Source organism: Dermacoccus sp. MPR-E5 (assembly GCF_058809565.1).
The window spans coordinates 1-11,851 of record NZ_JBXASS010000013.1 but is presented as its reverse complement, the minus strand read 5'-3'; the positions used below and the strand labels follow the sequence as shown (position 1 = coordinate 11,851).

At 70.7% G+C, this 11,851-nt stretch carries 10 protein-coding genes; all 10 read right to left on the bottom strand.

What is annotated here, in order from left to right; genetic code table 11:
- Positions 1 to 127 precede the first annotated feature (127 nt).
- Positions 128 to 874: a 4-hydroxy-tetrahydrodipicolinate reductase gene (gene dapB, locus AC1RS9_RS10865; RefSeq protein WP_006946352.1), complete on the bottom strand. Its 747-nt coding sequence runs from the start codon at positions 872 to 874 to the stop codon at positions 128 to 130.
- 10 nt (positions 875 to 884) lie between these two features.
- On the bottom strand, positions 885 to 2,627 hold the full coding sequence (locus AC1RS9_RS10860; RefSeq protein WP_115297073.1) for an alkaline phosphatase D family protein: 1,743 nt from the start codon (positions 2,625 to 2,627) through the stop codon (positions 885 to 887).
- A gap of 41 nt (positions 2,628 to 2,668) precedes the next feature.
- Entirely contained in the window at positions 2,669 to 3,775 is a 1,107-nt protein-coding gene (locus tag AC1RS9_RS10855) for a YihY/virulence factor BrkB family protein (protein ID WP_006946358.1), read from the bottom strand.
- Positions 3,776 to 3,910: 135 nt separating this feature from the next.
- Entirely contained in the window at positions 3,911 to 6,391 is a 2,481-nt protein-coding gene (locus AC1RS9_RS10850) for a polyribonucleotide nucleotidyltransferase (RefSeq protein ID WP_492921467.1), read from the bottom strand.
- 170 nt (positions 6,392 to 6,561) lie between these two features.
- Positions 6,562 to 6,831, bottom strand: coding sequence for a 30S ribosomal protein S15 (rpsO, locus tag AC1RS9_RS10845; RefSeq protein WP_006946370.1), 270 nt, complete (start codon positions 6,829 to 6,831; stop codon positions 6,562 to 6,564).
- 181 nt (positions 6,832 to 7,012) lie between these two features.
- Complete coding sequence (locus AC1RS9_RS10840) at positions 7,013 to 7,444, bottom strand: hypothetical protein (RefSeq protein WP_062257519.1); 432 nt, start codon at positions 7,442 to 7,444, stop codon at positions 7,013 to 7,015.
- Positions 7,419 to 9,587 (bottom strand): penicillin-binding transpeptidase domain-containing protein, encoded by a 2,169-nt coding sequence (locus AC1RS9_RS10835; RefSeq protein ID WP_492921464.1) that lies wholly within the window; start codon positions 9,585 to 9,587, stop codon positions 7,419 to 7,421. Before AC1RS9_RS10835 ends, AC1RS9_RS10840 begins: the two co-directional genes overlap by 26 nt.
- Entirely contained in the window at positions 9,584 to 10,147 is a 564-nt protein-coding gene (locus AC1RS9_RS10830; RefSeq protein ID WP_062257515.1) for a hypothetical protein, read from the bottom strand. Before AC1RS9_RS10830 ends, AC1RS9_RS10835 begins: the two co-directional genes overlap by 4 nt.
- Positions 10,144 to 10,902: a rod shape-determining protein MreC gene (gene mreC, locus AC1RS9_RS10825; protein WP_062257513.1), complete on the bottom strand. Its 759-nt coding sequence runs from the start codon at positions 10,900 to 10,902 to the stop codon at positions 10,144 to 10,146. The genes AC1RS9_RS10830 and mreC overlap by 4 nt, the downstream gene beginning before the upstream one ends.
- A 146-nt stretch (positions 10,903 to 11,048) precedes the next feature.
- Positions 11,049 to 11,851 (bottom strand): rod shape-determining protein (locus tag AC1RS9_RS10820; protein ID WP_492921462.1); only part of this gene is annotated, 803 nt, incomplete at its 5' end.

Below are 11,851 nucleotides of genomic sequence, written 5' to 3'. Positions count from 1 at the left end.
CCGACCTGACGCCCAGGTGTCCGGCAGGCGACGCCAGCGCGACCGTCCGGGCCTTCGACGTTCACGCGGACGGACGCTGTCGGCGCACCGCCCGGGCGGACCTCAGGCCCAGACGGAGCATCCGAGCTCAGAGCCCGAGGAAGTTTTCCAGGCCCACCGTGAGCCCCGGGGTCGTGACGACGCCGCGCACGCCCGTCAGCACGCCCGGCATGAAGCTCACGCGCTCGAAGCTGTCGTGACGGATCGTCAGGGCCTCACCCTCGGCGCCGAACTGCACCTCCTGGTGCGCGACGCGCCCGCGCATGCGGATCGCGTGCACCGGGATGCCGTCGACGCGGGCGCCGCGCGCGCCGTCGGGGTCGGATTCCGTCGCGTCTGGCACCGGCCCCAGCCCCGCCTGCTCACGTGCCTCGGCGATGGCGCGCGCCGTGTGCGCGGCCGTGCCGGACGGCGCGTCGACCTTGTTCGGGTGGTGGATCTCGACGACCTCGACGCTCTCGTAGAACTTCGCCGCCTCGCGGGCGAACTTCATCATGAGCAGCGCACCGATCGAGAAGTTCGGCGCGATGAGCACACCGACGCCGGGCGCCGCGTCGAGCTGCGCCCGCAGCGTCGCGAGCTTCGCGTCGTCCCACCCCGTCGTGCCGACGACGACGCTGACGCCGCGCTCGATGCACTGCGCGACGTTCGTCGGGGACGAGGCGGGCACCGTCAGCTCGATCGCGACGTCGGCACCCCCGAGGTCGCCCAGGTCGTCCCCGGCGTCGAAGCCACCGACGAACGTCATGTCGTCCGCGGCCTCGACGGCCTTGACCGCCTCGCTGCCCATGCGCCCGGCGGCACCGATGACTGCAACCTTGATCGTCTCGCTCATGGACGCGACCCTATCGACGAAGGTGCGCCACGCGCGTCAGGATCCGAATGCCGAGTGGCTGCCACGTGTCGAGACGCTTCGACTCACCGTCACCCTCGATGCGGATGTCGCTGACGACCCGCGTGTGCGGGTGCTCGAGGTCGCCGTCGCGGATCTCGCCGGTCAGCCAGCGGAAGTCGAGACCGTCGCCCGTCACCTCGACGACTGCGAGGTTGTTGTCGAACCACGGCCCGTGCGTCGTGCGCCAGCGGAACGACGGCGTGCGCACGCTCGTGCGCTCGACGACGGCGCGCAGCGGGAACGCGAGGCCCTTGCCGATCATCGCCTGCAGCGCGCGCACGTGGCGCGGCAGCGGGTTACGGATCGGCGAGCAGACGGCCTGGAAGATGCGCGACGTCAGCTCCTCGCCGCCGTTGACCTCCGACAGGAACGAGTTGTGGATGTCGCCCGACAGGAACGTGATCGTCCTCGGCGCTCGGCCACGCTCACCACGCGCGACCTCGAACAGCATGTCGCTGACCTTGAAGAACGTGTCGCTGAACGCCGCCCAGTGCTCGAGGTCGACGACCTGACGCAGCTTCTCCCCCAAGAACGCCGCCGGACGGCCCCACGTCCCCTCGGCCGCGGCCTCGTCGAGCGCCTCGAGCATGTGCAGGCCCTCGGGCATGAAGAACGGCAGCGAGGTGCCGATGAACAGGTGCTCGACGTCGCCGCGCAACTCGTCATCGAGCCAGCGCAGTTCGTCCGCGTCGAGCATCGCGCGGTGATCGGGACGTAGGTCGCGCGCCGCCCGCGAGTCGACGACGATGAGCTTCGACTCGCCCAGATCACGGGTGTAGGAGAAGCGGTACGTCGTCGGGTCCTCGTCAACCCGCTCGGCAAACGCGTCGACGGCGGCGGTGATGTCGAGCTCGTCGTCCCCGGTGTGCGACGTGATGAGCTGCCACAGCTCGTCATCGGCGAGCGCCTCGGGCGAGAGGTTGCCACAGTGCTGATAGACCCAGTACGACCCGAGTGCGCCGACGATGCGCTCGTGCCACCAGGGCGTCGCGTTCATCTTCTCGTGCCACGTCTGCGACGTGTTCCAGTCGTCACGCACGTCGTGGTCGTCGAAGATCATCGCGCTCGGCAGCGTCGACAGCAGCCACCTCACCGCCGGTTCGCTGTAGGCGAGGCGGTACAGGTGCGCGTACTCGACGTAGTCCTTGAGCTCCTCGCCGGGCGGCGCGTCGAGCCCGCGGCGCGCCTCGATGTACTCCTGCATCGCCTCCGACGTCTCGTCGGCGTAGACCTGGTCGCCGAGCAGCACGACGAGGTCGGGCCACCGCTCGTCGTGAGGGTCGCGGGCGATCTCGTGCGCGACGGCGCGCAGCGAGTCGATGCCGTTCTTGCGGTTGCTCTTCGCATCGTGCGGTTCGCTCGTGCGGCAGCTGCCGAACGCCATCTTCGTGGGGCGTGAGTGCAGCAGCGTCTTGAAGAACGGGTCGGGGAACGGCGAGTCCGCCAGGGGCCACGCCTGTTCGCCGTTCACCTCGACGCGGTAGCCGTACGTCTGCCCCGGCTCGAGACCGTCCAGGATCACGAGGGCGTAGTGATGCCCGTGCGCGCCGAACGTGCGCGCGCTCCAGCGCCCACCGTCGGTGATGACGGCGACCTCCCCGGCGTCGCGGGTCTCGACCCACATCGACGCTTCGCATTCACTGGTGTAGCGCACCATCGGCCCCAGGACGATCGGCTCGTCGCTGGTCTGCATCACCGTGTCATTCTCGTTCGTCACCATGGTCTGCTCCCCCATCATTCGCTCCCGTCCGCGCTGCTGCGATCCTCGTTCTCGGCGTTCAGGCCCCACATGCCGCTCGGGCGCATCGGGTGGCGAGTCTGCAACCAGTCGTCGTGGGCCCGCACCGCGTCCTTCCATCGCACGTCGAGATCCGAGGGCTGATCGGCGAGACCGTCGCCGTCCTTGTCGAAGACCACGTCGATGGATTCGTAGTTCTTGAACCGTTGCATCTGCGCCTGCCCCGCGTACGCCTGCTGGTCGGCGAGCGTCAGCTCGACGTCGTCGGTGAACTGTGTCATGAGGGAACGCGGGTACAGATGCTTGTGCAGCACGACGTTGATCTCGGTGCCGATGACGAACGACAACGACATGAGGTAACTGGCGAGCAGCAGCGTCAGGATGCCGCCATAGGTGCCGTACGTGCCTGTCGAACGGGCCCCGAAGATGTTCGTGAAGGTCGTGCTGTTCGCGACGAAGAACTGCCAGGCGAAACTGATGAAGAACGCGCCCGGCGCGAGACGCCCCCAGCCCTCTCCGCGCGCGTTCGTCATCTTCATGAGCAGCAGGAAGATGCCCGTGCCGAACACGACGTTGAGCAACCACGCCCAGCTCTGCAACGGCTTCCACAGCGTCGGCAGGATGCCGATGGCGATGAGCGCCGCCCCGAGGAACATGATGATGGCGCCACTGCGCACGCGCATGAGGATCGGGTTCGGGCGGCTGTTGCGCGGCACCGCCCAGCAGTGGTTGCTCGTGTGCTGGATCGCCTGCGCCACACCGAGGCCACCGTAGAGCGCCACGATCGCGCCGATGACGATGGCCGACACGCTGCCCGTCAGCGACTCGATCGACGCGGAGTGCAGCGACGGCCCGAGCACCGGGATCTGCGCGAGCACCGAGTCGAGGATCTGCTGACGCAACCGGTCGTCACCGTCGATGACGAAGCCGAGAACCGACTGCAGCAACAGCAGGAGCGGAAAGATCGACAGGAACCCGTAGTACGTGATCAGCGCCGCGAGGTAGGCGCCCTGGTCGTCGACGAACTTGTAGATGACACCGATCGGGTAGCCCAGCGCCGGATGTCGACGCTGGAACCCGTCGGCACGCTCCACTGAGTTCACCTGCGCATCATCCCATGCGCCCCACACGGGTGAGATGACGAACCCGCCCCCGAGCCGCGGGTCGCGGATCGGGGGCGGGTTCGTCGGACGGAGCAGCTCACCTCAACGGTGGGCGCGCTCCCTCACGTGAGCGGCTCAGGCGTCCTCGGACGTCGCGGATGCCGCCTGGTCGTCGTCACCGGCGTCGACGAGCTGGTCGGACGCGGCGTCACCGCGGCCCTCGGCAGCGTCGTTGCCGCGGCCACGGCCACGGCCGCCACGACGACGCTGACGCGGCTTGCGCTCGCCGTCCTCATCGCTCGCGTGACCGGAGTCCATGTGGCCCGCAGCGTCGGCGATCTTCGCGGCGGCGTCAGCGCTGTCGGCGTCGACGTCGGCCGGAGCGGCCGGCGTCGTCTCGTTCGGCGCCTCGGGCGCGTCGTCGGCCTTGGCCTCCTCGACGACACCGAGCGACAGCTTGCCGCGCGGGTCGATCTCCTTGAGCTCGACCTGGACCTTCCGGCCGATCTTGAGGACGTCCTCGACGGCGTCGATGCGCTTGCCGCCGATGAGCTTGCGCACCTCGGAGATGTGCAGCAGGCCGTCCTTGCCCGGCAGGAGCGAGACGAACGCGCCGAACGTCGTCGTCTTGACGACGGTGCCGAGGAAGCGCTCGCCGACCTCCGGCATCTGCGGGTTCGCGATGGCGTTGACGGCGTTGCGCGCAGCCTCGGCGCTCGGGCCGTCCGTCGCACCGATGTAGACCGTGCCGTCGTCCTCGATCGACAGGTCGGCGCCGGTGTCCTCCTGGATCTGGTTGATCATCTTGCCCTTCGGGCCGATGACCTCACCGATCTTGTCGACGGGGATCTTGACGGCGAGCACGCGCGGAGCGAACGGCGACATCTCGTCGGGAGCGTCGATCGCCTCGTTCATGACGTCGAGGATGTGCAGACGCGCGTCGCGGGCCTGCGTCAGCGCGCCGGCGAGCACCTGCGCGGGGATGCCGTCGAGCTTCGTGTCGAGCTGGATGGCCGTGACGAACTCGCGCGTACCGGCGACCTTGAAGTCCATGTCCCCGAACGCGTCCTCGGCGCCGAGGATGTCGGTGAGCGCGGCGTACTGCGTCTCACCGTCGATCTCGGCGGAGACGAGACCCATCGCGATACCGGCGACGGGCGCGCGCAGCGGCACACCGGCGTTGAGCAGCGACAGCGTCGAGGCGCAGACCGAACCCATCGACGTCGAACCGTTCGAGCCGAGTGCCTCGGAGACCTGACGGATGGCGTACGGGAACTCCTCACGCGTCGGCAGCACCGGCATGAGCGCACGCTCGGCGAGCGCGCCGTGGCCGATCTCGCGACGCTTCGGCGAACCGACGCGACCCGTCTCACCCGTCGAGAACGGCGGGAAGTTGTAGTGGTGCATGTAACGCTTGCGCGTCGTCGGCGACAGCGAGTCGATCTGCTGCTCCATGCGCAGCATGTTGAGCGTCGTGACGCCCATGATCTGCGTCTCGCCGCGCTCGAAGATCGCGGAACCGTGCACGCGCGGCAGCACCTCGACCTCGGCCGAGAGCGCGCGGATGTCGGCGAGGCCGCGGCCGTCGATACGGACCTTGTCGCGCAGGATGCGCTCGCGCACGAGCTGCTTCTGCAGCGAGCGGAACGCGGCGGAGACCTCGGACTCGCGGCCCTCGAACGGCTTGCCCTCGCCGGCCAGCTCGGCCTTGAGCGCGTCCTTGATCTCGTCGAGCTTGCTCTCGCGCTCGGCCTTGCCCGCGATCGTCATCGCGGCGGCCGTCTGGTCGGTGCCGTCCTTCGCGACGGCCTCGTACACGTCGTCCTGGTAGTCGAGGAAGACCGGGAAGTCCTGGACCTCCTTGGCCGCCTGCTTCGCGAGCTCCATCTGGGCCTCGCACAGGACGCGGATGAACTTCTTCGCGGCCTCGAGGCCCTCGGCGACGACCTCTTCGGTCGGGGCCTGTGTGCCGTTCTTCACGAGGTTCCACGTCGACTCCGTCGACTCCGCCTCGACCATCATGATGGCGACATCATCACCCACGATGCGGCCGGCGACGACCATGTCGAACGCCGAGCGCTCGATGTCGGAGAAGTTCGGGAAGGCGACCCACTGGCCGTCGATGAGGGAGACGCGGACGCCACCGATCGGGCCCGTGAACGGCAGACCGGAGATCTGCGTCGACGCGGACGCACCGTTGATCGCGAGGACGTCGTACTGCACGTCCGGGTTCTGCGCGAGCACGGTGATGACGACCTGGACCTCGTTGCGCAGACCCTTCTTGAAGGCCGGGCGCAGCGGGCGGTCGATGAGACGGCAGGTGAGGATGGCGTCCGTCGAGGGGCGACCCTCGCGGCGGAAGAACGAGCCGGGGATCTTGCCGGCGGCGTAGCTGCGCTCCTCGACATCGACCGTCAGCGGGAAGAAGTCGAAGTGCTCCTTCGGCTGCTTGCTGGCCGTCGTCGTCGACAGCAGGCACGTGTCGTCGTCGAGGTACGCCATGACGGCGCCATTGGCCTGCTTGGCCAGGCGGCCCGTCTCGAAGCGGACGGTGCGGGTGCCGAACGAGCCGTTGTCGATGACGGCTTCGGCGAACTGGATCTCGGGACCCTCCATGTGGGGCCTCCTTCTTGTTTCATCTTCGTCTCGGGACGCGCATCGTCGTTGTGCGCGGCCCGTTTCTTGCTGCTTCGAGGCGACGCGGCGCGTGCCTCGAAAACACCGAGAGGCGGCCACCCTTTCAGGGATGACCGCCACTCGGCGTCAGATCATGGTGATCAATGCGATCAACGGCGCAGGCCGAGACGCTTGATCAGCGAGCGGTAACGCTCGATGTCGACCGACTCGAGGTAACGCAGCATGCGCTTGCGCTGACCGACGAGCAGGAGCAGACCACGACGGCTGTGGTGGTCGTGCTTGTGCGTGCGCGAGTGCTCCGTCAGGTCCTTGATGCGCTGCGTCAGCAGGGCGATCTGAACCTCGGGCGAGCCGGTGTCGCCTTCGGACGTGCCGTACTCGGCGATGATCTTCTTCTTCGTTTCAACGTCCAGGGGCATACCTGACTCCTTTGAACTCTCGCTGCGCGGTGCTCCCAGGCCTGTTCACTGGGGCGCTCTCGATCCGCGGCCGGTCTACGGCTTCGTTCAGGCTATCAGCGGCAGGAGGTGGCGGCCTAATCGACGAACTCGCCCCGGGCCTCGAACGCGGCCCGGCGCGACGCGCGTCGCAGCGCCGTCATCACGGGCCGGCCGACGGCCAGGACGAGGGCGACGTTCGTGATGACGCGCCCCAGATCCCAGCCCAGCGACGTGGCGAGGCTGAACGCGACGAAGTGCGCGAGGTTTGTCGCAAGCTGCGCCCCGGGACGGGGCTGATGCCGGGGTCGCCGGTCGTCGAGAACGGCCAGAACGACATGTTGAGGACGAAGCCGTACGCGAGTGACGCGAACGCCGTGTAGCCGCACAGCAGCGCGAGCTCGGCGGGCCAGCGCAGCCCGCGCCGCCACGGCAACAGGCCGGCACCGAGCGCGACCCAGCTCGCACCGAGCATCTGGTAAGGCAGCCACGGGCCGATGCCGGCCGTCAGGATCGCCGAGGCGAACATGCTCGTCGCGCCGAGCGCGAAACCGAACCCCGCGCCCGCCTCAGGCGCCCCGACGTGCGATGGCATCCCACACAGCGCGCCCGATGGGTGCCGCCACGCGTCCGCCCTCGCCGCCCTGGTCGACGCGCACGACGACGACGTAGCGGTGCCCCGCGACTGGCTCGGGCATGTAAGAGGCGAACCACGCGGTCGCCTGCTTGCCGTACACCTCGGCGGTGCCGGTCTTGCCGCTGATCGGGAAGCGGGCGAGGTCGAACCCGGCGAAGGCGTCCGACGCCGTCCCCGAGCGCAGGACGCGGGCGAGACCGTCGCGCTCGACGGCCAGCATCGCGGGGTCGAGGTGCAGGCTCGTGGTCTCCGTCTGCGCGGACGTCGCGTTGGGCACGAGCGTCGGCGTCACGCGTGTGCCGCCCGTCGCCACCGCGGCGTACGTCGCCGCCATCTGCAGTGGCGTTGCGCTGACGTCGCCTTGACCGATCGCGAGGTTGACCGCGTCACCGGCGTGCAGCACGTACCCGCTCGTGCAGTTCTCCTGCGCCACCTGCTTCAGGTAAGCCGCCCGCGCCTTGTCCGTGACCTCGGGGTAGCCGCGCTTCGCGCGCTCGCAGCTCTGGGCGCGCGTCGCCTCCCAGTCGCGTCGCTTCTGCGCCCGGTCGGTGACGGCGCCGCTCGCCTCGCCGGGCAGGTCGACGCCGGTGCGGGCACCGAAGCCGAACGTGCGGGCGGCTGCGGCGAACGCGTCGGGTGCGTCGACGGAGGCTTTCGCCCCGCCTGCGTCGAGCCAGCTGCGGTAGGCCCAGCGGTAGAAGACGGTGTCGCAGGAAACCTCGAGGGCCGTCGGGATGTCGATGCGACCGTGCGCCTCCGACTCGAAGTTGGTGAACGTGCGGTTGCCGATGCGCAGCGAACTCGGGCAGTCGTACGTCCCCTTCGGGTCGACACCAGCCGCGGCCGCCCCGAACAGCGACACCGCCTTGAACGTCGACGCCGGCGGCCCTGCCACCGTCACCGCACGGTTCGAGAGCGGGTCGGAGCCGCCGCGCGTCAACGTGTCCCACTCGGCCTGGGTGATGCCGCCGTTCCAGACGCTCGGGTCGTAGGTGGGCTGGTTCGTCAGCGCCGCCACCTGACCCGAATCGGCATCCATGACGACGACGGAACCCGAATCGGCCTTCGACCCGCCCTTACGGGCCGCGGCGATCCCCTTCGTGAGCGCGTCGGCCGCGGACTTCTGCAGCCCGGGGTCGAGGCTCGTGCGCACATCGGCGCCGTTCGTCGGCGCCTCGTCCGCCACGACGCGCTCGGCCTCCCCCGTCGGCGTGATGCTCACGACGCGGCGTCCGTCGCGGCCGCGCAGTTGCGTGTCGTACTGCTGCTCCAGGCCCGCGCGCCCGAGCAGCGCCGTCGTCGCGGGAGCTTCGCGGCCGGCCTCGCGCGCGGCGGTGACGTCGTCCGCCGTCGTCGTCGTGAGATAGCCGAGCACCTGCGCGAGCGAGCTGCCGCTCGGGCCGTACGTGCGTGTGGGGCGGGTCGTCGCCGCGACGCCCGGGTAGCGCTCCGGCTGTTCGAGGATGCCGCTGACGGCCTCCGTCGGGACGTCCGAGGCGATCGGCACGGGCTCGAACGGCTGACCGGAGAAACACACCGGTGCCGGCGCGGCGCCTTTCGTGCCGCAGGTCGCGGTGCGCCGTTCGAGGTCGGCGACGGGGCGGTCGATGGCGTGCGCGACGCGGCTCAGGATGCGATGCGCGTTCTCCGGACGGCGCAGTTGGTCGGGCGTGATCGTCAGCGTCGTCGTGGAGCCGTTGCCGACGAGCACACTGCCGTCCGCGGCAAGGATGCGTCCGCGCACGGCGGGGACGACGACGGCCCGCGTCGTCATCGCATCGGCGGCCGCGCGGCTCGCCCGAGCGTCGACGAGCTGCAGTTGGGCCAGGCGTCCGACGAGCACGATCGCGGCGACGAACGTCAGGACGAGGTAGATCGCGAGGCGCCGTTGGGCCGCCGAGGTGCCACCCGTACCTCGCCGAGAACCGATGCGTTCCGGCAGGAGAAACGGCCCCAGCGTGGCGCGTCGGCCACCCGCGGCACGCGAACCGGTTCGTGGCCGGCTGGCCTGACGGCGGCGCCCGGGCTCGGCATGGCCACGAGAGGCACGTCGCTCCGGCCTCGAGCCGACGCGACGACGGAGCCGCGCGAGCCGCCTCATGCCCGGCCTCGCGCTCGTTCACGCGCAGCCCAGCGGTTCCAGCGCCCGACGACGGCGAGGCCGATGACGCCGCCGACTACCACACGCACGAGCAGCGGCAGGACGGCGACGCCGACGCGTCCGCTCTGGGCCGCGGCGAGCGCGACGAGCGTCAGGTCGTGCACGAGGACGGCGACAGCGGCTAGCGCCGCAGCCGACCAGGCACTCACCGTCGCGGCCACCCGCAGGCGTCGCAGGACGAGCACGGTCGCGATGATCGCCGCCGCATGCGCGACGATGTCGACGCCGCCGGGCGGCAGCACGACGGAGAGCACGAGCCCGGCGAGCAGCCAGCCGAGCGCGGCGAGCGCCCCCGCGTCGAGCACGACACTCACCGCGAGCGGCGCGCCCAGCCACGCCACCCATTGGCCCAGGTGCGGGGGCAGCAGGACGGCGACGACGCCCGCGCCGAGCGTCCACAGAGCCCGCGTCGCGGCGAGCGCGGACGGGCGCGCGAGGATCGTCGCGGGCTCGCGCAGCGGTTCGGGCGCGAAGAGGACGCGCTGTTCGGCGCTCGTCATCGCGACGCCCGCGGGCGCAGCACGCCGACGACGTCGAGGCTGCTGAGGTCGACGGCGGGGCGGACGGTGGCGCTGCGCTCCAGGCGGCCACGGTCGGGGTCGATCGAGGTGACCGTCCCGATGCGCAACCCCGCCGGGTACGGCCGGCCCTGGGGGCTGCCGGCGGTGACGACGCGGGCTCCCTTCGTCGCCGAACCGCCCGCCGCGAGAACGAGACTGACGGATCCCTCGGCGCGCGCGGCCACCCCGTCGGGCGCCGCTCCGCTGACGCGGGCCAGCGTGCCGCCCGGTTCGAGGCGCGCTCCGACGACGCTCGCCGGGTCAGTGATGAGCGTGACCGTCGCGGCGTGCTCGTCGACCGCCGTGACCCGTCCGACGAGCCCGCCGGCCGCGACGACGGCCTGCGCCGTCTCGAGCCCGGCGTCCCGGCCCGCGTCGATCTGGACGCGCCGGGCGTCACCGGCCGCCGTCGCGGGCGTGAACGCGACGACGCGCGCTGTCACGACGTCGCGTCCTGACGCGGCGAACGAGCGCGACAGCTTCGAAGCCTCGTCGACGACGTGGTCGGCGTCGCTGACGGCGGCGGCCCGCGCCTCGGCGCGGATGCGCGCTTCCTTCGCCTCGCGCAACGCGTCGTCGCGGGGGGTCACCCAGCCGGCGATCGCACCGAGCGCACCCGAGGTCAAGTGCTGACCCCGTGCGCGCAGCGCGGGTGAGGCGGTGAGCGCGAGCAGCAGGACGGCGAGCACGGCCACCGCGACGAGTCGGCCGCGGCGGTGCGGGTCGCGTCGCGGCGGGGCAGCACCGAATTCACCCGACGACCGCCGAACCGATCGCCCCCCGCGCCCGGATCTCGCCGTCGGTGACGACGTCGACCTTGTTCGCGCCCGGCGCGGGTTCTTCACCGCGTCACGGGCATGAGCAGCCCACGCATGAGGTCGTAGTTCTCGACGCACGCACCGGCGCCGAGGACGACGGCGTTCGCCGGGTCGGCGGCGACGCGGACGGGAACGGCGAGTTCGTGGTGCAGGCGCACGTCGAGCCCGCGCAGCTGCGCTCCCCCGCCGGTCAGGACGATGCCGGTGTCGAGGATGTCGCCGGCCAGCTCCGGCGGGCATGCGTCGAGGGTGGCGCGGACGGTGTCGCAGATCGCGAGCAGGGTCGGTTCCAGCGCGCGCCGGATCTCGACGCTCGTCACGGTGACGCTGCGCGGCAGCCCACCGATGAGGTCGCGTCCGCGCACCTCGCACGTCAGTTCCTCGGTGAGCGGGAAGGCGCTGCCGACGTCGAGCTTGATGCGTTCGGCGGTGCGTTCGCCGAGCAGCAGCGCGTATTCGTTCTTCAGGTGGGCTGCGATCGCGTCGTCGAGTTCGTGGCCGCCGAGGCGGACGGAGCGTGAGCGCACGACCCCGCCGAGGCTCGTGACGGCGACGTCGCTCGTGCCGCCGCCGATGTCGACGACCATCGACGCCTGCGTGGCCTGCACGTTGAGCCCGGCGCCGACTGCGGCGGCGACGGCTTCTTCGATGACGTCGACGTGGCGCGCGCCGGCGCGCATCGCGGCGTCCTCGAGGGCGCGGCGTTCGACGCCGGTCACCTCCGAGGGGACGCAGACGACGACGCGTGGGCGGATGAAGAACGCGGACGACCCGCTCGAGATCGTCATCGTCAAGGACATGATGCTCACCGGCTTCGACGCGCCGG

What these genes read in the sequence shown, in the direction of transcription:
- dapB (WP_006946352.1), bottom strand. Translation starts at nt 874, where the DNA reads ATGAGCGAGACGATCAAGGTTGCAGTCATCGGTGCCGCCGGGCGCATG.
- AC1RS9_RS10860 (WP_115297073.1), bottom strand. Translation starts at nt 2,627, where the DNA reads ATGCAGACCAGCGACGAGCCGATCGTCCTGGGGCCGATGGTGCGCTAC.
- AC1RS9_RS10850 (WP_492921467.1), bottom strand. Translation starts at nt 6,391, where the DNA reads ATGGAGGGTCCCGAGATCCAGTTCGCCGAAGCCGTCATCGACAACGGC.
- rpsO (WP_006946370.1), bottom strand. Translation starts at nt 6,831, where the DNA reads ATGCCCCTGGACGTTGAAACGAAGAAGAAGATCATCGCCGAGTACGGC.
- AC1RS9_RS10840 (WP_062257519.1), bottom strand. Translation starts at nt 7,444, where the DNA reads ATGCCATCGCACGTCGGGGCGCCTGAGGCGGGCGCGGGGTTCGGTTTC.
- AC1RS9_RS10835 (WP_492921464.1), bottom strand. Translation starts at nt 9,587, where the DNA reads ATGAGGCGGCTCGCGCGGCTCCGTCGTCGCGTCGGCTCGAGGCCGGAG.
- AC1RS9_RS10830 (WP_062257515.1), bottom strand. Translation starts at nt 10,147, where the DNA reads ATGACGAGCGCCGAACAGCGCGTCCTCTTCGCGCCCGAACCGCTGCGC.